At 72.4% G+C, this 26805-nt stretch carries 29 protein-coding genes; 16 read left to right on the plus strand and 13 right to left on the minus strand.

Annotated features, from left to right (window positions below; genetic code table 11):
• Positions 1-4 precede the first annotated feature (4 nt).
• The 6 genes from IEZ25_RS14235 to IEZ25_RS14260 all read right to left on the minus strand — a co-directional run bounded on the left by IEZ25_RS14235 (position 5) and on the right by IEZ25_RS14260 (position 5383).
• On the minus strand, positions 5-865 hold the full coding sequence (locus IEZ25_RS14235; RefSeq protein WP_191200084.1) for a TatD family hydrolase: 861 nt from the start codon (positions 863-865) through the stop codon (positions 5-7).
• Positions 865-1512: an EboA domain-containing protein gene (locus IEZ25_RS14240; protein WP_224748981.1), complete on the minus strand. Its 648-nt coding sequence runs from the start codon at positions 1510-1512 to the stop codon at positions 865-867. The genes IEZ25_RS14235 and IEZ25_RS14240 overlap by 1 nt, the downstream gene beginning before the upstream one ends.
• On the minus strand, positions 1509-2390 hold the full coding sequence (locus IEZ25_RS14245; RefSeq protein ID WP_318152239.1) for a sugar phosphate isomerase/epimerase family protein: 882 nt from the start codon (positions 2388-2390) through the stop codon (positions 1509-1511). The genes IEZ25_RS14240 and IEZ25_RS14245 overlap by 4 nt, the downstream gene beginning before the upstream one ends.
• Positions 2387-3256 carry an SCO3242 family prenyltransferase gene (locus tag IEZ25_RS14250; protein WP_318152240.1) on the minus strand — a complete coding sequence of 290 codons (870 nt, stop codon included), beginning with the start codon at positions 3254-3256 and terminating at the stop codon, positions 2387-2389. The genes IEZ25_RS14245 and IEZ25_RS14250 overlap by 4 nt, the downstream gene beginning before the upstream one ends.
• A complete protein-coding gene (locus IEZ25_RS14255) occupies positions 3253-4473 on the minus strand; it encodes an inositol-3-phosphate synthase (protein WP_191200085.1) in 1221 nt (406 codons plus the stop codon). Before IEZ25_RS14255 ends, IEZ25_RS14250 begins: the two co-directional genes overlap by 4 nt.
• Before the next feature lie 127 nt (positions 4474-4600).
• Complete coding sequence (locus tag IEZ25_RS14260) at positions 4601-5383, minus strand: hypothetical protein (protein WP_191200086.1); 783 nt, start codon at positions 5381-5383, stop codon at positions 4601-4603.
• A 77-nt stretch (positions 5384-5460) separates the two neighbouring features.
• On the opposite strand from IEZ25_RS14260, the gene IEZ25_RS14265 reads away from it, so the two are divergent.
• The 8 genes from IEZ25_RS14265 (at position 5461) to proC (ending at position 12920) form a co-directional block, all read left to right on the plus strand.
• Positions 5461-6405: a Ppx/GppA phosphatase family protein gene (locus IEZ25_RS14265; protein WP_191200087.1), complete on the plus strand. Its 945-nt coding sequence runs from the start codon at positions 5461-5463 to the stop codon at positions 6403-6405.
• 2 nt (positions 6406-6407) lie between these two features.
• Positions 6408-7223: a sugar phosphate isomerase/epimerase family protein gene (locus tag IEZ25_RS14270; RefSeq protein ID WP_191200088.1), complete on the plus strand. Its 816-nt coding sequence runs from the start codon at positions 6408-6410 to the stop codon at positions 7221-7223.
• Positions 7224-7230: 7 nt separating this feature from the next.
• On the plus strand, positions 7231-7824 hold the full coding sequence (locus tag IEZ25_RS22305) for a TetR/AcrR family transcriptional regulator (RefSeq protein ID WP_191200089.1): 594 nt from the start codon (positions 7231-7233) through the stop codon (positions 7822-7824).
• 128 nt (positions 7825-7952) lie between these two features.
• The gene (locus IEZ25_RS14280; RefSeq protein ID WP_191200090.1) at positions 7953-9575 is read left to right on the plus strand and encodes a peroxidase family protein; all 1623 of its coding nucleotides are present in this window, start codon (positions 7953-7955) and stop codon (positions 9573-9575) included.
• A 52-nt stretch (positions 9576-9627) separates the two neighbouring features.
• Positions 9628-10335, plus strand: a complete 708-nt coding sequence (locus tag IEZ25_RS14285; protein WP_318152241.1) for an ABC transporter ATP-binding protein — start codon at positions 9628-9630, stop codon at positions 10333-10335.
• Positions 10332-11069: an ABC transporter permease gene (locus IEZ25_RS14290; protein ID WP_191200092.1), complete on the plus strand. Its 738-nt coding sequence runs from the start codon at positions 10332-10334 to the stop codon at positions 11067-11069. Before IEZ25_RS14285 ends, IEZ25_RS14290 begins: the two co-directional genes overlap by 4 nt.
• Positions 11070-11162: 93 nt before the next feature.
• Positions 11163-12098 (plus strand): proline dehydrogenase family protein, encoded by a 936-nt coding sequence (locus IEZ25_RS14295; protein WP_224748982.1) that lies wholly within the window; start codon positions 11163-11165, stop codon positions 12096-12098.
• A gap of 21 nt (positions 12099-12119) precedes the next feature.
• The gene (proC, locus tag IEZ25_RS14300; RefSeq protein WP_191200093.1) at positions 12120-12920 is read left to right on the plus strand and encodes a pyrroline-5-carboxylate reductase; all 801 of its coding nucleotides are present in this window, start codon (positions 12120-12122) and stop codon (positions 12918-12920) included.
• Positions 12921-13107: 187 nt separating this feature from the next.
• Here proC and IEZ25_RS14305 read toward each other — a convergent pair whose 3' ends face one another.
• From IEZ25_RS14305 to IEZ25_RS14315, 3 genes are read right to left on the minus strand one after another with little or no spacing between them, the layout of a single operon-like run.
• Positions 13108-13776 (minus strand): TetR/AcrR family transcriptional regulator, encoded by a 669-nt coding sequence (locus IEZ25_RS14305; protein ID WP_318152242.1) that lies wholly within the window; start codon positions 13774-13776, stop codon positions 13108-13110.
• Positions 13777-13786: 10 nt separating this feature from the next.
• Positions 13787-14194: a thiol-disulfide oxidoreductase DCC family protein gene (locus IEZ25_RS14310; protein ID WP_191200095.1), complete on the minus strand. Its 408-nt coding sequence runs from the start codon at positions 14192-14194 to the stop codon at positions 13787-13789.
• Between the two features lie 4 nt (positions 14195-14198).
• Positions 14199-14615: a hypothetical protein gene (locus IEZ25_RS14315; protein ID WP_191200096.1), complete on the minus strand. Its 417-nt coding sequence runs from the start codon at positions 14613-14615 to the stop codon at positions 14199-14201.
• Between the two features lie 120 nt (positions 14616-14735).
• Here IEZ25_RS14315 and IEZ25_RS14320 point away from each other — a divergent pair, with 120 nt between their 5' ends.
• From IEZ25_RS14320 to IEZ25_RS14340, 5 genes are all read left to right on the plus strand, one after another.
• Complete coding sequence (locus IEZ25_RS14320) at positions 14736-15917, plus strand: acetoin utilization protein AcuC (RefSeq protein ID WP_191200172.1); 1182 nt, start codon at positions 14736-14738, stop codon at positions 15915-15917.
• A gap of 167 nt (positions 15918-16084) precedes the next feature.
• Positions 16085-16291, plus strand: a complete 207-nt coding sequence (locus tag IEZ25_RS14325; protein ID WP_191200097.1) for a helix-turn-helix domain-containing protein — start codon at positions 16085-16087, stop codon at positions 16289-16291.
• 104 nt (positions 16292-16395) lie between these two features.
• On the plus strand, positions 16396-16497 hold the full coding sequence (locus IEZ25_RS14330) for a 30S ribosomal protein bS22 (RefSeq protein WP_008356322.1): 102 nt from the start codon (positions 16396-16398) through the stop codon (positions 16495-16497).
• Between the two features lie 13 nt (positions 16498-16510).
• The gene (locus tag IEZ25_RS14335) at positions 16511-17500 is read left to right on the plus strand and encodes an NAD-dependent epimerase/dehydratase family protein (RefSeq protein ID WP_191200098.1); all 990 of its coding nucleotides are present in this window, start codon (positions 16511-16513) and stop codon (positions 17498-17500) included.
• The gene (locus tag IEZ25_RS14340) at positions 17493-18680 is read left to right on the plus strand and encodes a lysophospholipid acyltransferase family protein (protein ID WP_191200099.1); all 1188 of its coding nucleotides are present in this window, start codon (positions 17493-17495) and stop codon (positions 18678-18680) included. Before IEZ25_RS14335 ends, IEZ25_RS14340 begins: the two co-directional genes overlap by 8 nt.
• A 12-nt stretch (positions 18681-18692) precedes the next feature.
• On the opposite strand, the gene IEZ25_RS14345 is transcribed toward IEZ25_RS14340, so the two are convergent.
• The 3 genes from IEZ25_RS14345 to IEZ25_RS14355 form a co-directional block, all read right to left on the minus strand.
• Positions 18693-19964 (minus strand): DUF5667 domain-containing protein, encoded by a 1272-nt coding sequence (locus IEZ25_RS14345; RefSeq protein WP_191200100.1) that lies wholly within the window; start codon positions 19962-19964, stop codon positions 18693-18695.
• Between the two features lie 94 nt (positions 19965-20058).
• Positions 20059-20838 carry a sigma-70 family RNA polymerase sigma factor gene (locus IEZ25_RS14350; protein ID WP_191200101.1) on the minus strand — a complete coding sequence of 260 codons (780 nt, stop codon included), beginning with the start codon at positions 20836-20838 and terminating at the stop codon, positions 20059-20061.
• Positions 20839-20930: 92 nt separating this feature from the next.
• Positions 20931-21818: an HAD family hydrolase gene (locus IEZ25_RS14355; RefSeq protein WP_318152243.1), complete on the minus strand. Its 888-nt coding sequence runs from the start codon at positions 21816-21818 to the stop codon at positions 20931-20933.
• Positions 21819-21894: 76 nt separating this feature from the next.
• On the opposite strand from IEZ25_RS14355, the gene IEZ25_RS14360 reads away from it, so the two are divergent.
• From IEZ25_RS14360 to IEZ25_RS14370, 3 genes are all read left to right on the plus strand, one after another.
• A complete protein-coding gene (locus IEZ25_RS14360; protein WP_191200103.1) occupies positions 21895-23442 on the plus strand; it encodes a class I adenylate-forming enzyme family protein in 1548 nt (515 codons plus the stop codon).
• A gap of 7 nt (positions 23443-23449) precedes the next feature.
• Complete coding sequence (locus IEZ25_RS14365; protein WP_191200104.1) at positions 23450-23686, plus strand: glutaredoxin family protein; 237 nt, start codon at positions 23450-23452, stop codon at positions 23684-23686.
• 144 nt (positions 23687-23830) lie between these two features.
• Complete coding sequence (locus IEZ25_RS14370) at positions 23831-24799, plus strand: MsnO8 family LLM class oxidoreductase (RefSeq protein ID WP_191200105.1); 969 nt, start codon at positions 23831-23833, stop codon at positions 24797-24799.
• Positions 24800-25179: 380 nt separating this feature from the next.
• On the opposite strand, the gene IEZ25_RS14375 is transcribed toward IEZ25_RS14370, so the two are convergent.
• Entirely contained in the window at positions 25180-26589 is a 1410-nt protein-coding gene (locus IEZ25_RS14375) for an HNH endonuclease signature motif containing protein (RefSeq protein ID WP_191200106.1), read from the minus strand.
• Positions 26590-26805 lie beyond the last annotated feature (216 nt).

A 26805-nucleotide genomic window follows, 5' to 3' on the forward strand; every position in this document is an offset into this window, starting at 1 on the left:
CGCGTCAGTCCCGCGATCCGCGCAGGACCGAGTTGCCCTCGAAGGTCGCCGTCGTGTCGACGGCCTCGTCCTGGTCGAGGAGCAGCCGGCCGCTCTGGCCGAAGAACTCCACCGGGTTGCGCCAGAGCACCCGGTCGACGTCGTCGTCGCTGAAGCCGGCGGCGAGCATCGCCTCCCCGGTCCGCACGGTCTTCATCGGGTCGCTGCGGCCCCAGTCGGCGGCGGAGTTGACCAGCACCCGGTCGAGCCCGCGACGCTGGAGGATGGCGACCATCCGGTGCTCGTCCATCTTGGTGTCGGGATAGATCGAGAACCCCATCCAGCACCCGGCGGCGTCGACCTGGTCGACGGTGACCTCGTTGAGGTGGTCGACCACGACCATGCCCGGCGCCAGCCCGGAGGCCTCGACGAGCTCGAGGGTGCGCCGGGTGCCCTGCTCCTTGTCGCGGTGCGGGGTGTGCACCATCGCGGGCAGCTCGAACTCCACGGCGAGCTCGAGCTGTCGGACGAAGGCGTCCTCCTCGGCGCGGGTCATCGAGTCGAAGCCGACCTCGCCGACCGCGACCACGCCGTCCTTGGCGAGGTAGCGGGGGAGCACGTCGAGCACCTCGGCGCAGCGCGGGTCGTTGGCCTCCTTGGGATTCAGCGCGATCGTGCAGTGGTGGCTGATCCCGAACTGCGCCGCCCGGAACCGCTCCCAGCCGATGATGGCGTCGAAGTAGTCGGTGAACGACCCGAGGCTGGTGCGCGGCTGGCCGAGCCAGAACGCCGGCTCGACCACGGCCCGCACGCCGCCGGCGTACATCGCCTCGTAGTCGTCGGTCGTGCGCGAGGTCATGTGGATGTGGGGGTCGAAGATGCGCATCAGGAGTCCCTGGGGGTGGGGTCGGTGGGTGCGCAGGCGTCGAGGACGACCTGCACGTCGGGGGGTACGACGCGGCCGGCGGCCTCGCGCTCGCGCTGGTAGCGGGTGACCATCTCGGCCAGCTCCCGGTCGGCGCGCGCGGCGAGGCCCGTGACGGCGGACACCGGGACCTCGGTGAACAGGCACTTGAGCACGCCCTGGCGCCAGGCGTCGTCGTCGAGCCGGTCGCTGTGCGGGCCCATGGCCGCGGCGACGAGGCGGGTGTCGTTGGTGCGCAGGGCGTCGAGCAGCACGTCGCTGCCGTCGACGTCGGCGGGTGCACCGTTGAGCGCGTGGAGCACGGCCCGCTTCTCGTCGCTGTCGCCGTAGCGGTAGACCTCGCGGAGCTCGTCGAGGAGGGCCGCCGCGTCGAGCGTGCTGGCGGCCGAGCGGACGAGGTCGACGCGCACGGCGTCCTCGATCAGCACGCCGTCGGTGCCGGGGAGCGGGCCGCGGCCGGTCTGGCGGGCGGCGGCCGGGAACACGCGGCCGAGCCGGGTCGGGTCCTCGCCCACCTCGGTGGTCATCCGCGTCCAGCGCTCGCGCCCGGCGTCGTCGAGCGCGGCCCGGATCGTGTCCGGCTCGGCCAGGGGGCTGATCTCGGTCATCGGGCGGTCTCCTTGGTCGTGGTCGCGAGCCGGTCGAGCGAGGCGCGCAGCGCCTCGATCTGGCGTGCGGCCACGGTGGGCGCCGCGTGGGAGTGGCGCGGCAGCTCGACACTGGCCAGCCCGGTGAAGCCGACCGCCAGGAGGGCACCGAGGGTGGCGTCGAGGTCGAGGGTGCCGTGGCCCAGCTCGAGGTGCTCGTGGACGTCGCGCACCATGTCGTCGACCTGCACGTTGCCGATCAGCTCGCCGGCCAGGGCGATCGAGGCTGCGGGACTGCGCGGCTCGTTGCACACGAGGTGGCCCAGGTCGACCGTGAGCCGCAGGTGCTCGGGCTCGCCGAGGCGGCGGCGCAGCTCGAGGGCCTCGTCGACGGTGTCGACGTGCATGCCCGGCTCGGGCTCGAAGCAGACGATGACCCCGCGCTCGTGGGCGAGGTCGAGGACCGGTCCGAGGCCGTCGGTGAGGCGTCGCCAGCCGTCGTCGGCCGTGGCGCCCTCGGGCAGCACCCCCGACCAGCACGACATCGCCTCGGCGCCGAGCTCGGCGGCGATCCGCACCGCGCGCAGCAGCAGCTCGGTGCGCGGACCTCGATCACCGTCGCTGACGAGCGTCGGCTCGTGCTTGCGCCACGGGTCGAGGACGAAGCGCGACCCGGTCTCGATGACCACGGCCAGCCCGTGGTCGGCCAGCGCCTTGGCGGCCCGGGTCGTCTGGGCGCCGGCGTCGTCGGCGAACGGGTCGAGGTGCGGCTGGTCGAGGGTGAGGGCGACGCCGTCGTAGCCGAGCCCGGCGATGACCGCGCACGCCTCGGGGAGCCGGTGCCCGGAGAAGCCGTTGGTGCCGTAGCCGAGCCGGATCGCGTCGGTCCGGCCGCTCACGTCGGGCTCCAGCGGCGCGAGAGCGCCCGGTAGGCCGGGCCGGCGCCGACGACGGTCGCCGCCGCGAGGAGCCGGCCGCGGCGGGCGAGCCACGCACCCTGCAGGAGCGAGAAGCCGCCGATGCCGGTCCGGGTGGCGCTGCGCGCGGCCTCGGCGGTCGGCTGCTGGGCCGCCCGGGCCTGCGCCCGGCCGACGACGACGGCGTAGGCACCGGACAGGCCCACACCGGCCACACGGGTCGCGCGGGTCGCGGCGGGGTCGTGCCAGGCGGCGTGCGCGGTGGCCGCCGCGACGGTGAGCGTGCCGGCGGTGACGGCGGCGGCGACCTCCGGTCGGGTGCCGTGGACCTCCCCGCGGCTGAGCCAGGTGAGGCCGGCGGTGTGGGCCGTCATCGCCAGGGCGGGCTGCCATGCGGTCGCGGGGGAGGCGTGGGCACCGAGCAGCACGTCGAGACCGCGCGTCGAGGCCATCGTCAGCGGACCGACGGCGGCGTCCTTGGCGAGGGCGTCGTAGGCGACGACCATCAGGGCGAGCGGTGCGCCGACGGCGAGCGCCGAGCGACCGCCCACCAGTGCGGCCAGGCCGAGACCCGTCGCGCCGAGCCCGGCGGCGACACCCAGCGCGGCGCCCGGGCTGACCCGTCCCGACGGGATCGGGCGCTCGGGGCGCTCCTCGGCGTCCACGCGCCGGTCGCACCAGTCGTTGAAGGCCATCCCGGACCAGTAGAGGCAGGTCGAGGCCACCGGCATGAGCCACTGGCGCCGCGACGCACCCGGGCCGGCGTGGGCGACGCCGGACCACGCGTCACCGGGGATGGAGAAGGCCGCGGGCGCGCGGGTCAGCTCCACCAGGTCGCCGATCCTCACGCCGACACCCGGTCCGCGCAGGTGTGCGACCAGGCGAGGAGGTCCTCCCACTGCTGCGAGAGCCGGTGCTCGGTCGAGCCCACGGGCTGCTTGAAGAAGAACCCGAGCGCCGCGAGCGGTCCGGTCTCGCCGGCCGCCTGCGCGCGTCCGGCCAGCCGCGCCAGGTCGAGCACGAGCGGCGCCGCGAGGGCCGAGTCGCAGCCCTCCCAGGTGAACTGCATCGTCATCCGGGTGCCGAGGAAGCCGTCGAAGCGGACGTGGTCCCAGGCGGTCTTCCAGTCGCCGAGGTCCTCGACGTAGTCGATGTGCATGGGACCGGGGACGGCGTGGCCGAGCATCGACTCCAGGCCGGACCGCTTGGTCTCGGTCTTGCTGGAGCGCGCGGCCGGGTCCGACAGCGTGGAGCCGTCACCGCCGCCGAGCAGGTTGATCGAGGTCCACGACCGCACGGCGAGGGACCGGGTCGCGAACATCGGTGCCAGGGCGGACTTCACGAGCGTCTCGCCGGTCTTCCCGTCACTGCCGGCGTAGGGCACACCCCGCTCGTCCGCGAGCTCGCGGAGGGCGGGCACGTCCATGCCCGGGCTCGGCGTGAAGGCGACGAAAGGCGCTCCGGCGAGCAGGGCGGCGCAGGCGTAGACCGAGCTCGACGCCAAGGGGGCGCGGCCCGCGGCCCACGCGGCCTCGAGGTCCGCCCAGGTGGCGGCGTCGGGACCCGCGTCGTGCGGGGCCTCGGTGCTGGAGACGTCGACCACCACGACCCGGTCGACCGCGGCGGCGAACTCGCGGATGTCGCCGGCCAGCCGCTCGACCTCGGCGCGCTGGTCGCTCGTGTCGTCCTGGTGGGTCCCGAGACGCAGCCGGGCCTCGGTGGCTGCGAGCTCGTCGCCGAGCTGCTGCACGAGGATGCCGGGCACCACGCCTCCGGCGACGAGGCGCTCGGCCTGCTTGGCCAGCGGGACGGTGCCGACGTCGTGGCCGCCCACGACGATGTCGGCGTAGGCCGCCAGCCCCCGCGCGTCCAGGTCGGGGTGGGCGCTCACGCACCCGGTCTCGTCGGTCAGTCGGGCGGCGAGGGCGCCGAGGCCGATGGTGGCCGTGGTCGCCAGCGAGCCGCGGGCGCCGACGAACCAGATGCCGAGAGAGCCGGAGGGGGACGAGGTGACGCCGCTGCCGGAGGGGTCTGCGAGCTCCGAGGACGTGGAGGGGGTGGCCACTACACGAACGTAATGCACGTCACAGGTGCTTTCAACGCCTGGTCTCGCGCCTTTTGTCGGACGACGGTCAAAAGATCGGTGAAAACGGTCGCACGACGGTGGCGACGCGACAGAAAGCCGGCAGGAACTAGCGAGCGGACGGGTCCGCCGGGTGCAGGGCGAGGGCCGAACGCGACCGGACGTGGGCGTCGCAGTGGCGCGACAGCTCGACGTACGCCTCGCGTCCCATCAGCTCGACCAGCTCGGGCTCGTGGGTGACCCAGACCGGCTCGACGGCGACGTGGGCCTCGGTGTTGCCCGAGCAGTACCAGTCGAGGTCGTGGCCGCCCGGACCCCAGCCGCGGCGGTCGTACTCGCCGATGGAGACCTCGGTGTAGGACGTCCCGTCCTGCCGCTCGACCGAGCGGTACTGCCGGCGGATCGGCAGCTGCCAGCACACGTCGGGCTTGGTCTCCAGCGGGTTGCGACCCTGACGCAGGGCCAGCCCGTGCAGGGCGCAGCCGGCGCCGACGTGGCCGTCGGCGTTGGCGAAGTCGGTGCGGTTGTGGAAGACGCACGCCTGCTGCCCGTCGACCTCGACGGCGAGGGTCTTGCGCTCGCCGTCGTCGTCGGTCTCGATCCAGTCCTTCTTGCGCACCGCACGACCGGGGTGGAGCTGCCAGTCGTCGGGGGTGAGCTGGGCGACGAAGCCGGCCACCCGCACCTCGTCGTCCTTGTCGGCGAAGTGCGCGCCGAGCGTGCAGCACCCGACGTCGGGGGCGTCGGCGTAGATCCCCGCGCACCCCTGGCCGAAGATGCACATGTAGGACGACGTGAGCCACGTCAGGTCGCAGCGGAACACCTGGGTGTCGTCGGCGGGATCGGCGAACTCGACGAACGCGCGGGGGAAGACCAGGTCTACTTCGGGCACTCGATCAGCCTAGTTCCCGCTGGTTGAGCAGCGAGCGCAGCGAGCGTGTCGAAACCCTGGGCAGTAGTTTGGGCCGTATGCGCCTGGGCGTCCTCGACATCGGATCCAACACCGGTCACCTGCTGGTCGTGGATGCGCACGGTGGCGCGGCGCCGCTCCCGGCCTCCTCCCACAAGCAGCCGCTGCGCCTGGCCGAGCACCTCGACGACGAGGGCGCGGTGACCGCGAAGGGGATCGCGGCGCTCACCGACTTCTGCGCCTCGGCCACCGAGATCGCCGAGGACAAGGGCTGCCAGGAGATGCTCGGCTTCGCCACCTCCGCGGTGCGGGACGCGGTCAACTCGCACGAGGTGCTGGCGCACGTCGCCGAGCACAGCGGCGTCACGCTGGAGGTGCTGTCGGGCGAGGACGAGGCGCGCCTCACCTTCCTGGCCGTACGCCGCTGGTTCGGCTGGTCGGCCGGCCGGCTGGTGCTCTTCGACATCGGCGGCGGCTCCCTGGAGATCGCCGGCGGCACCGACGAGGCTCCCGACGTGGCGTGGTCGCTCCCGCTCGGCGCCGCGCGGATGGCCCGCATGTGGTTTGGCGGAGACCGTCCGTCCGACGACGACATCCGCGAGCTGCGCAAGCAGATCCGCGCCGAGATCGCCCGCGACGCCGGCCACCTGCTCCGGCCCGGCGTGCCGGACAAGGCGGCAGCCACCTCGAAGACCTTCCGGTCGCTGGCGCGCATCTGCGGAGCCGCGCCGAGCGGCGACGGCCCGCTGGTGCCCCGCGTGCTGGAGCTCGAGACGCTGTCCGGCTGGATCCCCAAGCTGATGGAGCTCGCGCCCGACGAGCTCGCCGCCCTGCCCGGCGTCTCGCCGAGCCGCACGCACCAGATCGTGCCGGGCGCGCTGGTCGCCGAGGCGTGCATGGACATCTTCGACCTCTCCGAGCTGGAGATCTGCCCGTGGGCGCTGCGCGAGGGCGTCATCCTCGAGCGACTCGACCAGATCTCCGTCATCACGAGGCTGCGCTGACGATGGCATCCCGCTCGTCCTCCTCGGGGACCCCGGTCGTCGGGCTGTCCACGGCCTCGATCTATCCCGAGTCGACCGCCCACGGCTTCGCCTGGGCGGCGTCGCTGGGCTACGACGCGGTCGAGGTGATGGTCGGCATCGACTCGCTGAGCCAGCAGGTCGACGCGGTGAAGAAGCTCAGCGAGCACCACGAGATCCCGATCTGCGCCGTCCACTCCCCGTGCCTGCTCTTCACCCAGCGCGTCTGGGGCACCGACCCGTGGGGGAAGCTCGAGCGGTCGGCGGAGATGGCGCACGAGGTGGGCGCCGACGTCGTCGTGGTGCACCCGCCGTTCCGCTGGCAGAAGGACTACGCCGCCGGCTTCGTCGAGGGGATCGCGTCGCTCGAGGCCCGCACCGGCATCGCCTTCGCCGTCGAGAACATGTATCCCTGGCGCGCCTCCTCGCGCCGTGGCATGGAGATGTACCTCCCCGGCTGGGACCCCAGCGACGAGGACTACTCCCACATGACCATCGACCTGTCCCACGCCGCGATCGCGCGCTCGGACGTGATCGAGATGGCCGACCGGATGGGTGATCGGCTGCGCCACGTCCACCTCACCGACGGCACCGGCTCGGCCAAGGACGAGCACCTCGTGCCCGGTCGGGGGGTGATGGGCGCGCAGGCCTTCCTCGAGCACCTCGCCGGCCAGGGGTTCTCCGGCCACGTCGTGCTCGAGATCAACACGCGCCGCGCCGCCGACCGCGCCGAGCGGGAGGCCGACCTGAGGGCGTCGCTGGAGTTCGCGCGCGAGCACCTGCGCGTCCCGTCGCGGTGAGGTCGCGGTGAGCCCGCCGACCGGTCGTGGCCGACGGCCCGGCGCGCCGGACACCCGCGCCGAGGTGCTCACCGCCGCGCGGGCGTCGTTCGCCGAGAAGGGCTTCCGCGCCACCACCATCCGTGCCGTCGCGGCCGCCGCCGGCGTCGACCCGGCGCTCGTGCACCACTACTTCGGCACCAAGGACGACCTCTTCGTCGCCGCCCTCGAGATCCCCGTCGACCCGCGCGAGGTGCTGGCCCCGGTCGTGGCGGCCGGCCCCGACGGTGCCGGGGAGCGGCTCCTGCGGACCTTCCTCGGCGTCTGGGACGACCCGGAGATCCAGCCCGGGCTGCTCGCGATGGTGCGCTCGCTCGTCGGCGACGACACCGGCGGGCTCGTCCGCGACGCCTTCATCCCGGTCGTGGTCGGGCCGGTCCTCGCCGGCCTCGTCTCCGACCGTCCCGAGGTGCGCATCCCCCTGGTCGCCAGCCAGGTCGTCGGGCTGGTCGTCGCCCGCTACGTCATCGCCCTCCCGCCGATGGCGGACATGCCGGCCGAGGACGTGGTCGCCCGGGTGGGTCCGGTGCTCCAGCACTACCTGACCGGCGAGCTGCCCTGACCTGGTCCGGGCGCGACCGGCACCAGGAGCCGCCGGACTAGACCTCAGCAGGATCACCGATGCGGACGGCGTACGTCCGGGTCGATCGTGGTGCCTCCAGTCGACGGGTGGATCCGGGAGGGATCGTCATGGCGCCAGCAGCAGAGCAACCGACACCGCGACACGGGCGGGACGCGTTCTTCATCGAGGGCGAGGGGGTCGTCGGCGACGGTCCGACTCCCGCGCTCACCGCCCGTGCGAACACCTCGCAGACCAGCGTGGCGGCACGCGCAGCTGCGCCGACCTTCCGGTTCTCGCGCGTCGGTCCGACGGGCGTACGTCTCCCGGAGGCGACGCTCCGCAAGGTCGCACAGGCCATGACCGGCGGCTCCGAGAGCGACGGCGCGATCCCGTCGGGCTACACCTACCTCGGTCAGTTCGTCGACCACGACCTGACCTTCGACGCCACGAGCGTCGCCTTCGGGGACGCCGTCTCACCCGCCGACCTGCTCCAAGGCCGCTCGCCCACGCTCGACCTCGACAGCCTCTACGGAGCCGGCCCGCTCGACTCCGTGTCGTCCGGCTTCTACGAGTCCGACCGCACCCGGCTCAAGGTCGGGAGGACGACCAAGGTCGGTGGCGACAAGGCGCGCGCCGGGTTCGACGTGCCCCGTGTCGGGGGTGACGCGGCCGGGCGCGCCAGGGCGAACATCCCCGATCGTCGCAACGACGAGAACCTCGTCGTCGCGCAGACGCACGCCGCGATGATCCGCTTCCACAACCGGGTCGTGGCCGGGCTCGGGGCCGGTACGCCGGCGGGCGAACGGTTCGAGAAGGCGCGCCGCCGAGTGGTGCTGCACTACCAGTGGATGCTGCGCCACGACTACCTGCCGCGGATCTGCGACGGCGCGGTCGTCAAGGACGTCTTCGACAACGGGCGCAAGGTCGTCGAGCCCGGGGCCGACCCGCTGAGCATGCCGACGATGCCGGTCGAGTTCTCCGTCGGCGCCTTCCGGCTCGGCCACTCGATGGTGCGCGAGGCCTACGACTGGAACGCCCGGTTCCCGAGCGGGTCGGGCACCCTCGACCTGCTCTTCTTCTTCTCCGGCACCAGCGGCGGTCTCGGCGGCGACCCGACCCTGCCGTCGAACTGGATCGCCGACTGGCGTCGCCTCTACCGCTTCGCCCAGGTCGGACGGCCCGACCTCAAGCCGCCGGCGGGGGAGTTCAACCTCGCGCGCCGCATCGACACGCGGCTGGTCGATCCGCTGGGCCTGCTGCCGGCCGGCTCGTTCGCCGGGAGCGCGTCGGACGAGGGCACGATCCGGGCCAACCTCGCCTTCCGCAACCTCGTGCGCGCTCGGATGCTCCAGCTCGCGAGCGGCCAGCAGATGGCCGCCCTGCTCCGCGCCAACGGCGTACCCGTCGCCACGCTGACCAAGGCGCAGCTGCGCGACGGAGCGGGCGGTCGCAGCTCCGCGCAGCTCGACACGCTCACCGCTGCGCAGCGCGACGCGTTCCTCGCCGACACCCCGCTGTGGTTCTACGTCCTGCGCGAGGCCGAGCTCAACGACGGCACGCTGAGCGGCGTCGGTGCCCGGCTCGTCGCGGAGACGTTCCACCGGGCGATGGAGGGGAGCACGCACTCGATCGTGCGCAGCACCGGCTTCCGGCCGAGCCTGGGGGCGAAGGCCGGTCGCTTCCGGATGGCCGACCTGCTGCTCGTCGCGTTCGAGGGCAGGAGGGAGCTGCTCGCCCCGCTGGGTGACTGACCGTCTCGAGGGGTTGACCCTCCGCACGACCCGGCGCACAATTCAACACATGATGAAAAACGTCGTGGAGGTGCGGGACCTCGTCGTCGTCCGTGGCGGCCGGGACGTGCTGCCCGGCATCTCGCTCGACGTGCCGGCCGGCGTCACCGGGCTGCTCGGGCCGAGCGGGTGCGGCAAGACCACGCTCCTGCGCTGCCTCGTCGGCGCCCAGCGGGTCAGGTCCGGCAGCGTCGAGGTGCTCGGCGCACCTGCGGGGAGCGGCGAGCTGCGCACCCGGGTCGGCTACGTCACGCAGGCGGCGAGCGTGTACGACGACCTGACGGTGGGCGAGAACCTCGCCTTCTTCGCCCGGGTCCTGGGCGTCGACCGGTCCTCGGTCGACCGGGTGATCGACGCGGTGTCGCTCGGCGACCACCGGGACCAGGTCGTCGGACGGCTGTCCGGGGGCCAGCGCAGCCGGGCGGGCCTCGCGGTCGCCCTCCTGGGCGAGCCCGAGCTGCTGGTCCTCGACGAACCCACCGTGGGCCTCGACCCTGTGCTGCGCCGCGACCTGTGGGAGCTGTTCCACCGGATCGCCGAGGCTGGGTCCGCCGTGCTCGTGTCCAGCCACGTCATGGACGAGGCCGAGCGCTGCCACCGGCTGCTCCTGATGCGCGAGGGCCGGATCATCGCCGACGGGTCACCCGACGAGATCCGTGCCAACACCGGGACCACCGACATCGAGGCCGCCTTCCTGCACCTCGTGGAGGGAGAGCGATGAGCGCCCGCGTGACCCTCGCCGTGGCCGGCCGCGTGCTGACGCAGGTCCGTCGCGACCACCGGACGCTCGCGATGCTGCTCGTCGTCCCGTGCCTGCTGATCAGCCTGCTCTGGTGGATGTTCGCGGACCTGACGGGAGACCTCTTCGACCGGTTCGGGCCGGGACTGCTGGCGACGTTCCCGTTCATCGTGATGTTCCTGGTGACCAGCGTGACGACCTTGCGCGAGCGGTCGTCGGGCACCCTCGAGCGGCTGCTGACGATGCCGATGGGCAGGCTCGACTTCCTCCTCGGCTACGCCCTCGCCTTCGGCCTGCTCGCCGCGGTGCAGTCCGCGCTCGCCGTCGCGGTCAGCGTCGGCCTGCTCGGCCTCGACGTCGCGGGACCGGTGTGGCTGCTCGGCGTCGTCGCCGTCGTGGACGCGGTCCTCGGCACGGCGCTCGGGCTGCTGGTGAGCGCGTTCGCGACGACGGAGTTCCAGGCGGTCCAGTTCATGCCGGCCTTCGTGCTGCCGCAGATCCTGCTCTGCGGGCTCTTCGTGCCACGGGCCTCGATGCCCGGGGTGCTCGCGGCGGTCAGCGACGCCCTGCCCCTGTCGTACGCCGTCGACGCCATGCAGGAGCTGGGCGCAGCGGCCGACGTCGCAGAGGTCTGGCGCGACGTCGTGGTCGTGCTGTGCTTCGCGCTCGCCGCCCTCGGACTGGGTGCCGCCACCCTCCGACGACGCACGCCCTGATGTCTGAGGACGTGGTGCACGTGATCTCGCCCGATTCGCGTGCGCCACGTCCTCAGATATGTCAGCCGCGGGGCCGGGCGTAGCCTCGTGGCCATGTCGTTGCTCCGCCAGCCGATCCTCCTCCTCGCCCGCAGCCAGGGCGTCAAGAAGCTCGTCTCGACGATGCCGGTGTCCAGCGGGATCGTGACCAGCTACGTCCCGGGCGAGAGCACCGCCGACGCCGTGGGTGCCACCGCCGAGCTGGTGGACGACGGGCTGCGCACGACGCTGGACTACCTCGGCGAGGACACCGCCGACGCCGCGCAGGCCGACGCCACCGTCGCCGCCTACAAGGAGCTGCTGGCCGAGCTCGCCGCCCGCGGGCTCGCCCCCAAGGCCGAGGTGTCGGTCAAGCTCAGCGCGATCGGCCAGTTCCTGCCCGACAACGGTCACAAGGTCGCCTTGGAGAATGCCCGCGACATCTGCCGCGCTGCCCGCAACGCGGGCACGACGGTGACCCTCGACATGGAGGACCACACCACCACCGACTCCACGCTGGCGATCCTGCGCGAGCTCCGCAAGGACTTCCCCGAGACCGGAGCGGTGCTCCAGGCCATGCTGCACCGCACCGAGGCCGACTGCCGCGCTCTGGCCCACGAGGGCTCGCGCGTGCGGCTGTGCAAGGGCGCCTACATGGAGCCCGAGGAGGTCGCCTTCCAGGACCGGGTCGACGTCGACCGGTCCTACGTCCGGTGCCTGAAGGTGCTGCTCGGCGGCCAGGGCTACCCGATGATCGCCACCCACGACCCGCGGATGATCCAGATCGCCTCGTCGCTGGCCAGTCGCTTCGGCCGCCAGCCGGGGACCTACGAGTTCCAGATGCTCTACGGCATCCGGCCTGAGGAGCAGAAGCGCCTCGCTGCCGCCGGCGAGACGATGCGCGTCTACATCCCCTACGGCACCGAGTGGTACGGCTACCTGATGCGCCGCCTGGCCGAGAAGCCCCAGAACCTCGCCTTCTTCGCGCGCTCGCTGGTCAGCAAGAAGTGAGCCACGGACTAGATTGACCTCATGAGCACAGCGATCATCGGCGCCGGCGTGATGGGGGAGGCCCTGCTGTCCGGGCTCGTCCGCGCCGGGCGCCGCGTCGACCAGCTGATGGTCGGCGAGAAGCGGGCCGAGCGCGCCCAGGAGCTCGAGGAGCGCTACGGCGTGTCCGTCCTCTCGAACCGCGAGGCGGCCGCCAAGGCCGACACCGTCGCGCTCGTGGTCAAGCCGCAGGACATGGACGAGGTGCTCGGCGAGATCGCCCCGGACCTCCGCGCCGGACAGCTCGTCGTCTCCCTCGCGGCGGGGATCACCACCGCCTTCATCGAGGCGCGGGTGCCCGAGGGCGTCGCCGTCGTCCGGGTCATGCCCAACACGCCGGCCCTCGTCGACGAGGGGATGGCCGCGATCTCGCCCGGCTCGCACTGCGCCGAGGAGCACCTCGCCGAGGTCGAGTCGCTGATGGCCTCGACCGGCAAGGTGCTCCGGATCCCGGAGAAGCAGATGGACGCCGTCACCGCGATCTCCGGGTCGGGCCCGGCCTACATCTTCTTCGTCGTCGAGTCGATGGTGGAGGCCGGCGTGCACCTCGGCCTGCCCCGCTCGACCTCCACCGATCTCGTCGTCCAGACCCTGATCGGCTCGGCGGCGATGCTGCGCGAGACCGGCGACCACCCGGTGGTGCTGCGCGAGCAGGTCACCTCGCCAGGCGGCACGACGGCGTCGGCGCTCCGCGAGCTCGAGATCCACCGCGTCCGTGCGGCCTTCCTCGCCGCCATGGAGGCTGCGCGCAACCGCTCGCGCGAGCTGGCCGAGGGTTCCTGAGACCTGCCGACCCACCGGATCCTGCTCGGTGTCACCGAGATGATGGAGTCCCCGAGTCGCCTGACGGCACAGGGACTCCACCATCTGTGCGGGTGCTCCGGCTCGCGTCATCCGGAGGCGACGGCCGCGTGCGCGTCACCACGGTCGAGCACCGCCGGGCACCGGGCGACGTGGCCGTCCGGTCTCCTCAGGTCTCGCGCAGCCGGCGCACCAGCCCCAGCGCATCGTCGACCAGTCCGCGCACCAGTGGCAGCCGGGTCAGGCGCACCGACCGGTCCACCAGCGGCACGACTCCCGCGACGAGGGTACGGGTGCGTCGCTGCCGCTCGCTGTCGTCGTGCACCCAGAACAGCACCATGCCCATGTGCAGCAGCCAGAGCAGGTCGGGCAGCTCCTCGCGCAGGGCGGGTGCGACCTTGAGGTCCGAGCCCTCGACCGTCCGGCGGAACAGGGCCGTGCTGGCCTCCCGCGCCGGCGACGACTCCTCCGAGAACGGCGAGAGCGGCGAGCGCGGGTCGGCCGCGTTGCGGAAGAACTGCCCGCCGAAGTCGTGGAAGGGCTCGGCCACGTCGAGGAACGCCTCCATCACCCCGCGCAGCCGATCCGCGAACGCCGCCTGTTCGTACGCCGGCTCGGCGGCCGTGGCGTGCTCGACCTGGAGCTGGTCGTAGAACGCCTGGACCAGCTCCTCCTTGCCGGAGAAGTAGTAGTAGGCGTTGCCGAGCGAGACCCCGGCCTCGTCTGCGATCGCCCGCATCGTGGTCGCGTCGTAGCCACCGGAGCGGAAGAGGGTCATCGCGGCGTCGACGATGCCGGACCTCGTCTGCTCGGCCTTGGCGGTTCGCTTCTCGGGCACGGGCGCCACCCTAGGAGACCCCGCCCGGAGCGCAGCACGCATCGGTGCACGCCCCGGCGTCCGTACGACGACCCGGGTCCGTCGTGACGCTGCGGATCCCGGCGGCCACGTGGGCCGCGGCCCGCGCCATCGGGAGCCGCCCGGGTCGGGCCAGCAGCTCCGCGTGCCCGCGGTGGGCGGCCGTCGCCCACAGGCACATCACCCAGGCGTGGGCGCCCTCCCACACCTCCCCGCCGTCACTGACGACGGTGATCTCCACCAGGGTCCGATCGTGGTCGAGGCCGGGGAAGCGGTGCCGCGCCGTCTCCGAGCCGGCCGGGACCTGGTTGAGCGCGACGAGGAGCGGCTGCCGCGCCAGCCAGGTGCTGAAGGCGCGGCACATCGGGCAGCGGTCGTCGTAGAGGACCGTCAGCTGCATGCCCTCACCCCTGGTAGGAGGGCAGGTCGCTGGTGACGACTCGCTGGGGCGCGAGCGGCGGGGTGCGGTAGCTCTCCATCCGCACCCGGCGGCGGATCGAGTTGAAGACGTAGACGTTGGTGAAGTGGACCAGGCCGAGCACCAGCATCACGACGCCGACCTTCAGGCTCACGACCTCCATCAGGCCCGGCAGGTCCACGACCCGGTCGCCGGTGCGGAGGTAGAGCAGCACGAAGCCGACGTTGAGCAGGTAGAAGCCGACCACCAGGAGCTTGTTGATGGCGTCGGCGAGAGCGGCGTTGTCGCCGAAGACGTCCTCCAGGAAGACGCGACCGTTGCGCGAGAGCGTGCCGGCGACCCAGATGGTCAGGGGAACCGTGACGGCGAGGTAGGTGACGTACGAGGCAGCGATCCAGTCCATGGCTTCTCCTTGAGTTGAACACGTTCAAAACGATGACGACCCGAAGGTAGCATTGTTTTGAACATGTTCAACACCGTCCGCACGACGGACGAGGCTCCGGGCGGGGGTAACGTCCGCCACATGGAGTGCGCGGGGCCCACGTCGGTCGTCTTCGACCAGACGCTCACCGACTACAACTTCGGGCCCACCCACCCGATGTCGCCGATCCGCGTCGACCTCACGATGCGGCTGGCCGACGAGCTCGGCATCCTCGACGGGGTCAAGCGCGTCGACGCTCCGATCGCCACCGACGAGCAGATCCTCACCGTGCACGAGCAGGGTCTGCTGGACGCGGTGATGAAGGGCGGCTCGACGCCCGGCTTCGAGGACTCCTCGCGCGGCCTCGGCACCGACGACGACCCGTGCTTCGCCGACATGCACACCGCCAGCGCGCACGTGGTGGGCGCGAGCCTCGAGGCGTTCCGCCAGGTGTGGAGCGGGGAGTCGCTGCACTCGGTCAACATCGCCGGCGGGCTGCACCACGCGATGCCCGAGCGCGCCAGCGGCTTCTGCATCTACAACGACGTCGCGGTGGGCATCAAGCAGCTGCTCGCCGACGGTGCCGAGCGGGTGGCCTACGTCGACATCGACGTCCACCACGGAGACGGTGTCGAGAAGGTCTTCTGGGACGACCCGCGGGTCCTCACGATCTCCCTGCACGAGACCGGCCAGATGCTCTTCCCGGGCACCGGCTTCCCGACCGACACCGGTGGCCCCTCCGCCGAGGGCTCGGCGGTCAACGTGGCGCTGCCGCCCGGCACCTCCGACGCGGGCTGGTTGCGGGCCTTCCACGCGGTGGTGCCGCCGGTGCTCCGCGAGTTCGGGCCCGAGGTGCTCGTCACCCAGCACGGCTGCGACTCCCACATGAACGACCCGCTCGCCCACATGATGCTGAGCGTCGACGGTCAGCGCGCGGCGTACCTCGCGCTGCACGAGCTCGCCCACGAGGTGGCCGGCGGCCGCTGGGTCGTCACCGGGGGAGGTGGCTACTCCGTCGTCGACGTGGTGCCCCGCGCCTGGTCGCACCTGCTCGCGATCGCCTCCGGCAAGCCCCTCGACCCGTCGGTCGAGACGCCTCCGGCGTGGCGGGCGTACGTCGAGGAGGTGCTGGGCGCGACCGCGCCGCACCGGATGACCGACGGCCGGACGCCGGCCTATCGCGACTGGTCCTCGGGCTACGACCCCGACGCCTGGCTGGACCGTGCGATCAACGCGACGCGCACCGAGGTCTTCCCGCTGCACGGGCTCGATCCATTGCCGTGAGCGGCGCAGGGCACTGAATCAACTCGACGCGCCGACAGTCCCACAAGTTTCTCTGTCATTCCTCTTCCCCACGCGTCACACGAGCCCTATTGTCAGGCGGAGCGGCACGCCTGTGACGCCGGTGGGGAAGCCGGCGCCGTCGCCGCTCAGAAGGATCGGTGCACATCATGGCTGAGAACATCCCTGGCGACATGTCGGAGGCGCAGTTCCTGACCATTGCCGAGGTCGCGTCGCGGATGCGGGTCTCGAAGATGACGGTCTACCGGCTCGTCCACGGCGGCGAGCTGCCCGCGGTGCGCGTCGGCCGTTCGTTCCGGGTCACCGAGGACGACGTCAACGAGTACCTCCGCAAGAGCTTCTACGACGCTGGCTGACCGGCTGGACCGAGCTGCGGGGAGACGATTCCTCGGTCCACACGCCCGGGAAGTAGGGTGTGCGGACCGGCCGACGAGCGTCGGCTGAACGGAAAGGTCTCACCGTGGGTTCTGTCATCAAGAAGCGGCGCAAGCGCATGGCCAAGAAGAAGCACCGCAAGCTGCTCAAGAAGACGCGCGTGCAGCGCCGCAAGCTCGGCAAGTAACACCCCCTCGACCATGGGACGGGTCGTGCTGGTCACCGGGATCTCCCGGGACATCGGACGACGATTCGCGCGCGCCGCGGCCAGCGACCCGTCCATCGAGCGAGTCATCGGGGTCGACGTGGTCCCGCCACGCGGTGACATCGGGGACGTCTCCTTCGTCCGCGCCGACATCCGCAACCCGGTCATCGCGAAGGTCCTCGCCAAGGAGGACGTCGACACCGTCGTCCACATGAGCGTGATCGCCACACCGGGTTCGGCCGGTGGGCGCGGGACGATGAAGGAGCTCAACGTCATCGGCTCCATGCAGCTGCTCGCTGCGTGCCAGAAGTCGACGACGGTCGAGCGCCTGGTCGTGAAGTCGACGACCACCGTCTACGGCTCGAGCCCGCGCGACCCCGCGATGTTCACCGAGGACATGGGCCCCAAGCGGCTGCCCGCGTCGGGCTATGCCAAGGACGTCTACGAGATCGAGGGCTACGTGCGCGGCTTCGCGCGCCGCCGCCCCGACGTCGCGGTGACGATGATCCGCGCGGCCAACGTCGTGGGCCCCCACGTCGACAGCCCGCTGACCAACTACTTCCGCCTCCCGGTGATCCCGCGCGCGCTCGGCTTCGACCCGCGCCTGCAGTTCCTCCACGAGGACGACCTGCTGCGGGTGCTCCGGCACGCCGCGATCACCGGCATCCCCGGCACCTTCAACGTCGCCGGCGACGGGATGCTCACCCTCACCCAGGCCGTACGCCGCCTGGGCAAGCCGTCGGTCTCGATGCCGCGCTTCGCGGTCGGCAGGCTCGGCGCGACCATGCGGCAGGCCCGCCTCTCGGACTTCTCGCCCGAGCAGCTGGGGTTCCTGACCTACGGTCGTGGTGTGGACACCACCCGGATGCGCGACGTGCTCGGCTTCGAGCCGAGGTTCACCACCGCCGAGGCGTTCGCCGACTTCTGCCGCGAGATGGCACCGACCACCGAGGCGCCCGAGCGAGTGGCAGCCGGTCATGGCTGAGGAGGCCCGCGACGCGGTCGTGATCCCCATCGGCACCGGCGGCCGGCCGGGCCGCGGCACGGGCAGCGCCCGGCCGTCCTCCGCGGCCCGCAACCTCGCGCCCGCCGCGAAGAGGTCGCCCCGCAGGCCCGCTCCCCGCAAGCCCGCCGCTCCCGGGCCCGACGCACCGCGGGCGGTCGAGCCGGCCGAGCAGCCCGTCGCCGAGCAGCCCGCCACCGAGCAGACCGCCGCCGGGCGTACGGCGACACCGCGCGCCGAGCGGATCGCCGAGGCCGCGCCGACGACCGGGATCCCGGTGGGTGACTGGCTCTCGGCGTTCCAGGGCGCCGCGCACGAGGTCTTCGGCGCCGACTGGGAGCGCCGGCTCGCCGAGCTGATGGCGTTCGCGCGCCGTCGTCTCGAGGGCGACTTCGAGATCGACGACTACGGCTTCGACCGCGAGCTCACCGAGCGCTTCTTCATGGCCGCGCTGCGACCGGTCGCGGAGAAGTGGTTCCGCCTGGAGGTCCGCGGCCTCGACAACATCCCCGCCGAGGGCGGTGCCCTCGTGGTGTCCAACCACTCCGGCACCGTGCCGGTCGACGGCCTGATGACGATGCTCGCCGTGCACGACCACGCGGGCCGGTTCCTGCGCCCCCTGGGTGCCGACCTGGTCTTCAAGATGCCCGTGGTGAGCTCGCTGGCCCGCAAGAGCGGCGCCACCCTGGCCTGCGTGGAGGACGCCGAGCGGATGCTCTCCGGCGGCGACCTGGTCGGTGTCTGGCCCGAGGGGTTCAAGGGCATCGGCAAGCCGTTCAGCGAGCGCTACAAGCTCCAGCGCTTCGGCCGGGGCGGCTTCGTCTCGGCGGCGCTGCGCACCGGCGTGCCCATCATCCCGCTCTCGGTCGTGGGCGCGGAGGAGATCTATCCCCTCGTCGGCAACGTGCCGTCGCTGGCGCGGCTGCTCGGCGTGCCCTACATCCCGATCACGCCGTTCTTCCCCTGGCTCGGGCCGTTGGGCCTGGTGCCGCTGCCCTCGAAGTGGATCCTCGAGTTCGGAGAGCCGATCCGCACCGACGCCTACGACGCGACCGAGGCTGAGGACCCGATGCTGGTCTTCAACGTGACCGACCAGGTGCGCGAGACCATCCAGCACACGCTCTTCGACCTGCTGCGCGACCGCGAAGGGGTCTTCGGCTAAGCAGGTCGTGGCTCAGTGCAGCAGGCCGCCGGTCGCGTTGCCGAGCAGGTTGCCGGTCACTCCGTTGGCGGTGCCGGTGAGGTCGCCGATGAGGCCGCCCGTCGCGTCGTCGAGCCCCGTGGTGAGACCGCCGAGCGCCCCACCGGTGACCTGGTCGATGGTGGTGGTCACCGTGCTCGTGGTGTTGGTGACCGTGTTGGTGACCGTGTCGGTGGTGTCCTTCACCGGCTTGGTCGGGTCGGTCTTGACGGGTGTCGTCGGCGAGCTCGTCGGGGTCGCCGTGGGCTGCGAGGTCGGGTCCGTCGGGAGCGTGGTGGGCAGCTGCGTGGGCAGCTGGGTCGGGAGGGACGTCGGGGCGCCCTTCGGTGGCTGGAGCTGCGGGGGGATCGTGATGCCCGAGAGGTCCTGCCCGGAGATCGGCGCGGCGGCCTCGAGGGTCTGGGCATCGACGTCGAGGCCGCTCATCAGGTCGGCGGGTGCGCTGCTGAGCAGGAAGTCGGGAACCGAGGTGATGCCGCCCTGGCAGGGGGCGCAGACGAAGGAGACCTCGAGGTCGAGGTCGGACAGCGTGCGTCCGGCCGCCAGCAGCTGGTCGCGGGCGCTCGCCGGGAGCTCGGGCTGGAGGGCGTCGAGGCGCTCCATGCTCGTGGCGGTGAAGTCGCGGGCGTGCTGGACGTCCTGCTGCGCGCCGCCGCCGTCGTACGACGCCACGATGTTGCGCACCCCGTCGCTCGCATCCGCGGTGAAGTCGTCGAGCGTCTCGGGGATGAGACGTGCGTTGCCCTCGCCCCGGGCGAGCTGCTCGAGCTCGGTGAGCCGCTTGTCGGCCAGCGCGAGCTGGACCCGGCCGCGAGCGGCGTCGCCGTCGGCCAGGCGGACCTCGGCGGCCTCCATGCCTCGCTTGACGCCGTAGAGCGACTCACCCGGCAGGGAGCTCTGCGCCGCGACGGTGACCGTGGCGGTCGCCCCGAGGAGTGCCGCGCCGCCGAGCAGCACCGCGATCCGGCGATCGCGCGTGCGCGACCGGGTCGGCATCGCCAGGCGCGACGGGGTGGTGGGCTGGCGGACCAGGGCGGTGTCGGCCTCGATCATCAGCCGCTCGCGCAGGTCGCCGGTGAACTCCGCGCGCGGGGCCGCCTCGGGCAGCGCGTGCAGGTCCGCGACCACCTCGAGGAGGCCGGCGAACCGTGCGGCGTCCCGGCCGGTCAGCGGCGCGTCGTGGTCACCGGAGAGGAGTGCCTCGAACTCGTCGGCACGCCGGCGTGCCGGGAAGGCGGGTGTCATCGCGCTGGTCCTGTCTCACTGCTGGTGGGTCCTCCCACACAGACGAACGAGCAGGACGTGGTGCGGGTTACGGGTGAGGTCGTGGGGGCGCTCATCAGTCCCTCAACCCCTCGGGCATCAGCTTGGCCAGGTTGCGCACGCCGCGCAGCTGCAGCTGCTTCACCGCTCCGTCCGAACGGTCGAGGATCTTGGCGGTCTCCGCGATCGAGAGTCCCTGGAGGAAGCGCATCACCAGGCAGTCGCGCTGCTCGCTCGGCAGCTCGGTGAGCGCCTGGAGCAGGATCTCGTGGGTGAGGTCGGCGATGACGGCGTCCTCCGGGCCGTCGGTGGCGTCGTCGTGCGGCGACATGTCCTCGGTCGTCATCTCGAGGCGGGTGCGACCGGCCTTGAAGTGATCGGTCGTGAGGTTGCGCGCGATCGTCATCAGCCAGGCGCCGAAGTCCTTGCCCTGCCAACGGAAGCTGTTCATGCTCCGCAGCGCCCGGAAGAACGTGTCGGCCGTCAGGTCCTCGGCCAGCGACTGCGAGCGGGTGCGGTAGTAGAGGAAGCGGTAGACCGACGGCTGGTAGTGGTCGTAGAGGAGCCCGAAGGCCTCCTTGTCGCCCGCGCGCGCCAGCTCGACCAGGGCGATCAGCCGCTCGCGCTCGGCCGCGTCGGCCTCGGAGGAGGCGGCGTCGCCCTCGTCGCCGTAGGGGCCCGGGGTGGCACCCGTCCCCGACGCGCCGGTGCCGCCCGGACGACCGGGGCCGGAGGAGCCGACGGTCGTGGCCTCGGCCACGAGGAGCAGGTCGGCGGGCGCCAGGGCAGCGAGCACGGCGCGCCGAAGCGCCTCGAGCCCCTCTCCGAGCGTGCGCTCGGGCACCTGCCGTGGCATGCGGTAGCCCCTCCCAGTTGCTGCTGCATCCTCCACGATAGGCGCCAGCCGAGCACGTGTGAACCCGTGAGTAACCAGGAGTTGCTGAGCGGTCAGGAGCGCCGGTTGCGCGCCCTCACGGTCGTACCCGCGGCCACTGCACCCGAGACCGCGCCGGCGACTGCCGCGGCCATCAGCCCGGCGCGCGCCGCCTTGCGGCCGGTGCGGTAGTCACGCACGCGCCAGCCCTGGGCTCGCGCGTGCGCCCGCAGCCGGGCGTCGGGGTTGATCGCGCACGGGTCACCGACCAGGGACAGCATCGGCAGGTCGTTGAAGGAGTCGGAGTACGCCGAGCAGCGGGCCAGCTCGAGACCCTCGCGGGCCGCGAGCGCCTTGACCGCCTCGGCCTTGGCGGGGCCGTGCAGCATGTCGCCGACGAGGCGGCCGGTGTAGACGCCGTCGACGTGCTCGGCGACGGTGCCCATCGCCCCGGTGAGGCCGAGCCGACGGGCGATGGTGCTCGCGATCTCGACGGGCGCGGCCGTCACCAGCCAGACCCGTTGGCCCTCGTCGAGGTGGAGCTGGGCCAGGGCTCGGGTGCCCGGCCAGATCCGGTGCGCCATGCCCTCGTCGAAGATCTCCTCGGTGAGCTCCTGCAGCTCGGACGTGGTGTGCCCGGCGATGAAGGAGAGGGCGGAGGCGCGGGCCTCTGCCACGTGCTCGGGGTCCTCGACCCCGACGAGGCGGAAGTAGGCCTGCTTCCAGGCAGCCGACGCGATCTCGCGCGTCGTGAAGAACTCGCGCCGGTGCAGGCCGCGGGCGAGGTGGAAGATGCTGGCGCCCTGCATCACGGTGTTGTCGACGTCGAAGAAGGCCGCCGCGGTCGGGTCGCTGGGTGTCGTCAGCGCGCTCTCGACGTCCGCAGAGGCTGCTGAGGCCTCACCCGCGAGTGCCGATCGTTGCTGCAGGTTCAGGCGTCTGGGGCGATCCGGCGGGGTCACCCGGGCCACCCTAGCGGCGCCCGGTCCGCCGATCTCCCGCCTCCTGTCGCGCGCACGGCTGTGGAAAGATTCGCCCATGCCGCGCAACGACATCTCCGCGTTCGTGGCCGAGGGTGCCGCGGACGTGCCCGAGCGTCAGGCCATGGTCGAGAGCGGCGGCCGCTCGCTCACGTGGGCCAGCCTCGAGGACGAGGTGGCCCGGATCGCGACCGGGCTCGGCGCCCGGGGCATCCGCGCCGGGCAGCGGGTGATGATCGTCGTCGGCAACCGGATCGAGTTCGTCACGACCTATCTCGGCGTGCTGCGCGCGCAGGTCGTCGCAGTGCCGGTCAATCCCCGCTCGACGCTCGGGGAGGTCGCCCGCATGGTCGTCGACTCCGGCACCCGGCTGGTCGTCGTCGACGAGACCGCCGTGGAGATGGTCCGCGGCGCGCTCGCCGAGCTCGACGCGGAGGCTCGGCCGGTCGTGGTCGTCACCGGAGCCGAGCCGGGGGAGGGCGAGGTCGCGTTCGCCGACCTGCGCGCGGACGTCGTACGCCCCGTGCCGCCGCTGCCGGACCCCGAGAAGCTCGCCGCCCTGCTCTACACCAGCGGCACGTCCGGCCGCCCGCGCGCGGCGATGCTCACCCACCGTGCGCTCCTGGCCAACATCGAGCAGGTCGCCGCCGTCGAGCCGCCGATGATGCACGGCGACGACGTCGTGCTCGGCGTGCTCCCGCTCTTCCACGTCTACGGCCTCAACGCCGTCCTCGGCGGCGTGCTGCGCCACCGCGCCCGGCTGCTGCTCGTCGAGCGCTTCGAGCCGCAGGCGGTCCTCGACCTGATCGACGACGAGGCGTGCAGCGTCGTGCCCATCGCACCCGCGGTCTTCGGCCACTGGCTGCCCGACGAGCACCTCAGGGAACGGCTCGGCCCGGTCCGGCTGGTGCTGTCGGGGTCGGCGCCGCTCGAGCCGGAGATCATCGAGCAGTTCACCGCGATCACCGACATCCCGGTGCACCAGGGCTACGGCCTCACCGAGGCCTCGCCCGTCGTGACGAGCACGCTGTGCAGCCGTGCCCTCCAGCCCGGCTCGGTCGGCGCCGCGCTGCCGGGCATCGAGCTGCGGCTCGTCGACGAGACGTGGGGGCAGGTCGAGGGCGAGGACCCCGGCCAGATCCAGGTCCGCGGCGACAACCTCTTCAGCGGCTACTGGCCCGACGGCGCCGACGGCCCGGGCGAGGACGGGTGGTTCGCCACCGGCGACGTCGGCTTCCTCGACGCCAGCGGCGACCTCTTCCTGGTGGACCGGGTCAAGGAGCTGGTCATCGTCAGCGGCTTCAACGTCTACCCGACCGAGGTGGAGGACGTGGTCCGCGAGGTCGACGGCGTCGCCGACGCCGCCGTCATCGGCGTGCCCGACGAGGAGACCGGTGAGGCCGTGGTGGCCTACGTCGTCCCGTCGCACTTCCGCGAGCACCTCGAGGAGGTGGTCCGGGCGCACACCGTCGTGCGGCTGGCGCGCTTCAAGCAGCCGACGCGCATCGAGGTCGTCGACGAGCTGCCGGTCACCGTCACCGGCAAGGTGCAGAAGGGCCGGCTCCGCGGGCTGGAGCGGCGCCGCGCGCTGGGGCTGCTGGAGTGATGGCCCCGTGACTGCTCGCGTCACCCTCTACTCCCGGCCGGGCTGCCACCTGTGCGACGACGCCCGCGCGGTCGTCGCGCGGGTGTGCGAGGACCTGGGGGAGTCCTTCGCGGAGGTCGACATCACCACCGACGACGACCTCGAGGACCGCTTCCGCGAGGAGGTCCCGGTGACCTTCGTCGACGGCAGGCAGCACGACTTCTGGCGGGTGGACGAGGCGCGCTTGCGGGCGGCACTGGGCTGAGCGGACGTCATGGCCCGCGGTCGCGCCGGCAGCCGCCGGCCATGACGTACGTCGCCAGCGTCATGGCCCGCGGTCGTCCCAACGACCGGCGCCCATGACGTCCTCGCCGGGATGCTGATCGGCCGTCGAGGCGTTGGGACAGAGGTGAAGCTCTCCCTCCTCGACCGCTCCCGGACCCGACTCGGCGCCTCGGACGCCGAAGCGCTCGAGGCGACGATCGCCCGGGCCGTGCACGCCGAGCAGGTCGGCTACGAGCGGTTCTGGGTGGCCGAGCACCACGCCGTCCCCGGGATCGCGTCGGGTACGCCGGCGGTCCTGCTCGCCGCGATCGGCGCCCGCACCTCGCACGTCCGCATCGGCTCGGGCGGCGTGATGCTCCCGCTGCACCAGCCGTTGGTCGTCGCCGAGCAGTTCCTCGTGCTCGATGCCCTGAACCCGGGGCGCGTCGACCTCGGTCTCGGTCGCTCGCTCGGCTTCACGCCGCCGGTGCGACGTGCCCTGCGCCGCGACCACGAGGACGGCGACACGTTCGAGGACGACCTCGTCGAGCTGCGCTCCTACCTCGAGGGCGCCGCCGAGATCACCGCCCGGCCCGCCGCCGGTCGGCCGGTGCCGATGCACCTCCTCGCCACGGGGCGCGGCCTGGAGGTCGCCGCCCGGCTCGGCCTGCCGGTGGTCGTGGGCGGCCCGGTCCTCGACTCCGAAGACCTGTCGGACGCGCTGGCGCGGTACCGCCGTGAGTTCCGTCCGCACCTCGGCAGCGAGCCGCGCGTGACGATCTCGCTGGACGCCCTCGTCGCCGACGACGACGCGACCGCGCGAGATCTCGCCCTGCCGGAGGCGTGGGCCATGGCCGTCTCCCGACAGACGGGTGAGTTCCCGCCGCTGGACAGCGTCGCCTCTGTCCGTGGCACCGAGTGGCCCGACCAGGTACGCCGTCGGGTCGAGGCCTCGCTCGACCGCGCCGTCGCCGGCAGCCCCGCGACGGTGCGCCGCCGGCTCGAGGCACTGGGGGAGAGCACGGGTGCCGACGAGCTGCTGGCGAGCTCGTCGACGTACGACCGTGACGCGCTGCTCGCCTCGGACCGGATGCTGCGCGAGCTGCTGGGCTGAGCGATCTCGCGGTTGGCGCCGCCAGCGGCAGCAGGGGCCGCCGTCAGGCGTCGGCGTCTGCCGTGCGTCGACTCGACACCCACACACCGATCCAGGCTGCGACGAGCGCGAGCCAGATCAGCAGCTCAGCGGATCCGATCCCGCCGACGTTTCCTGCCAGGGCCAGGATTGCAATGAGCGCCACGAACCCAAGGACGAGACTTCGCACGGACATGTCCGCATCATGCCGCGGCCGACATGGGATGTCGCCCATTCCTGGCGACTGGTGTGAGGTTCGTGCCAGTGGAGGAGGGCGCCCCGCGGCATCGTTGGTCGAGGCAGGACAGAGTCGGCTCGCTGTCGTCGATCGGGGAAGGACGGAGTGCTGTCGCGAGACCCGGTCAGTCGGGTGGTTCGTCGATGCGGGTGGTGCCGGTGTGGTCGCGTCGGTAGCGATGCTCGTGGGGGCTGGTCCACTCGAAGACTCCGGGTTCGACCATGCGGTAGCGCCAACCGGTGTGGGTCTTGAGTCGGTGGTGGAACCGACAGAGGGCGGCGAGGTTGCCGGTCTCGGTGGGTCCGGTCTGAGGTCTGCCGTCGGCATCTGCTTCGTGGTCGAAGGCGACGATGTGGTCGATGTCGCAGGCTCGCGCGGGTCGGGCGCACCAGCTGAACACGCAGGTGCGGTCGCGGAGGGTGACGTGGTCGCGGATGCGGTCGGGGATCTTGTACGCCGGGGTGTTGAGCTGGTGGTGGAGGTCGATGACGGGCGTGACGGTCACCTCGGTGCGGGAGTCGGCGCACCAGGCCTGGATCTGGTCGAGGAGGGCGAGGCGTCGGGCGTGTTCCATCTGGCCGGTGGGACCGAACACGGTGGTGTCGCCGGCTGTGTGGGCGTCGAAGTGGGCGAAGAGGACGACCTGCCGCGCGGCCGGGAGGCCGTCCCGATCGTCAGCGTCGGTGCTGATGGTGTCGGACTTCGCTGACCCACCGCTCTGGTGGAAGAGGTCGAGAGCAGTCTGGGTGCGGGCGAGGTCACCGAGTGCCTTGGCGCGTCGGACGTCGAGGGACTCCTCGGACCCGAGGGCCTTCTGGGTGGCGGCGCCGTGGGCGAGGGCTCGGTCGACGTCGAGGCTGTCGGCGAGGTCGACCTCGGCCTCGATGCGGACGGTGCCGGCGAAGTGGACGTCTTGGCCGTGCACGGTCACATGCCTCGGGTCGACGTGGAGGTAGCCGTCCTCGGGATCGGCGGCCGGGTCCGGGGCGGCGAGGTCGAAGCGGGTGATGGTCTCGGCGACGAGCCGGTCGAGCTGGGCGGGGCCGATGCGTGCGGCGACGGCGGCGACCTGGGCGTCGACCCACCCAGCTGCCTCGACAGTCAGGGCAGGGCTGGTGTGGATGGTGGCTTCGGCGACCGACCGTGCCCGCCAGGCAGGCACTGCGCCGGCGCGGACTTGTGCCCAGAGGCGGGGGAGACGGTGGCGCAGCTCGAGGGCGTGGCCGATGAGCTTCTTCGCAGACAGAGTGGAGATCCCGAGAACGGCACCGAGCTCCGCGACGCAGAACTCCGCGACGACCGGGCACCCGTCACCGGCGATGGGCTCCTCGTGCTCACACCCCGGCACCGTGAACGCGGCGGCGGAGTGGATGGACTCGGGTGGGTGGAGGTCGGCCCACCGGGCGGCGACCTCCAGCAGGTCGGCCGCGGCCCGGTCCTCGGCGGCCTTCCGTTCCCGTGCCACCGCGAGCAGCGCTGAGGCGGAGAGGTCGTCTGCCTCTGCCTCGGGTGCGCCTGCCGGTGGGTCGATCATTTGTTCGATTGTATCGGCGACCACCGACAACGGCCGTCGGTGAACGGGATCTGTCGAGAGGTCGGGCCGGCGGCGGTAGCCCTTGGTTTCGACACGGTCGCTGCGCGACCTGCTCAACCGGCGGGCGAGGGTGTGCGCTCGCAGCCCGACCGCCGGCGACGTGTCGCGCTCGCGCTTGCCGACGGCACGTACCGCCACCGCGTTCGACGCACCCTG

Source organism: Nocardioides hwasunensis (assembly GCF_014779665.1).
In the GTDB taxonomy this organism is placed as follows: domain Bacteria; phylum Actinomycetota; class Actinomycetes; order Propionibacteriales; family Nocardioidaceae; genus Nocardioides; species Nocardioides hwasunensis.

Excerpts from the sequence above, each read along its gene's own strand:
- IEZ25_RS14235 (WP_191200084.1), bottom strand. The coding sequence starts at position 865 with ATGCGCATCTTCGACCCCCACATCCACATGACCTCGCGCACGACCGAC.
- IEZ25_RS14240 (WP_224748981.1), bottom strand. The coding sequence starts at position 1,512 with ATGACCGAGATCAGCCCCCTGGCCGAGCCGGACACGATCCGGGCCGCG.
- IEZ25_RS14265 (WP_191200087.1), top strand. The coding sequence starts at position 5,461 with ATGCGCCTGGGCGTCCTCGACATCGGATCCAACACCGGTCACCTGCTG.
- IEZ25_RS14270 (WP_191200088.1), top strand. The coding sequence starts at position 6,408 with ATGGCATCCCGCTCGTCCTCCTCGGGGACCCCGGTCGTCGGGCTGTCC.
- IEZ25_RS14280 (WP_191200090.1), top strand. The coding sequence starts at position 7,953 with ATGGCGCCAGCAGCAGAGCAACCGACACCGCGACACGGGCGGGACGCG.
- IEZ25_RS14285 (WP_318152241.1), top strand. The coding sequence starts at position 9,628 with ATGAAAAACGTCGTGGAGGTGCGGGACCTCGTCGTCGTCCGTGGCGGC.
- IEZ25_RS14290 (WP_191200092.1), top strand. The coding sequence starts at position 10,332 with ATGAGCGCCCGCGTGACCCTCGCCGTGGCCGGCCGCGTGCTGACGCAG.
- IEZ25_RS14295 (WP_224748982.1), top strand. The coding sequence starts at position 11,163 with ATGTCGTTGCTCCGCCAGCCGATCCTCCTCCTCGCCCGCAGCCAGGGC.
- proC (WP_191200093.1), top strand. The coding sequence starts at position 12,120 with ATGAGCACAGCGATCATCGGCGCCGGCGTGATGGGGGAGGCCCTGCTG.
- IEZ25_RS14310 (WP_191200095.1), bottom strand. The coding sequence starts at position 14,194 with ATGCAGCTGACGGTCCTCTACGACGACCGCTGCCCGATGTGCCGCGCC.
- IEZ25_RS14315 (WP_191200096.1), bottom strand. The coding sequence starts at position 14,615 with ATGGACTGGATCGCTGCCTCGTACGTCACCTACCTCGCCGTCACGGTT.
- IEZ25_RS14320 (WP_191200172.1), top strand. The coding sequence starts at position 14,736 with ATGGAGTGCGCGGGGCCCACGTCGGTCGTCTTCGACCAGACGCTCACC.
- IEZ25_RS14325 (WP_191200097.1), top strand. The coding sequence starts at position 16,085 with ATGGCTGAGAACATCCCTGGCGACATGTCGGAGGCGCAGTTCCTGACC.
- IEZ25_RS14335 (WP_191200098.1), top strand. The coding sequence starts at position 16,511 with ATGGGACGGGTCGTGCTGGTCACCGGGATCTCCCGGGACATCGGACGA.
- IEZ25_RS14340 (WP_191200099.1), top strand. The coding sequence starts at position 17,493 with ATGGCTGAGGAGGCCCGCGACGCGGTCGTGATCCCCATCGGCACCGGC.
- IEZ25_RS14345 (WP_191200100.1), bottom strand. The coding sequence starts at position 19,964 with ATGACACCCGCCTTCCCGGCACGCCGGCGTGCCGACGAGTTCGAGGCA.
- IEZ25_RS14350 (WP_191200101.1), bottom strand. The coding sequence starts at position 20,838 with ATGCCACGGCAGGTGCCCGAGCGCACGCTCGGAGAGGGGCTCGAGGCG.
- IEZ25_RS14360 (WP_191200103.1), top strand. The coding sequence starts at position 21,895 with ATGCCGCGCAACGACATCTCCGCGTTCGTGGCCGAGGGTGCCGCGGAC.
- IEZ25_RS14375 (WP_191200106.1), bottom strand. The coding sequence starts at position 26,589 with ATGATCGACCCACCGGCAGGCGCACCCGAGGCAGAGGCAGACGACCTC.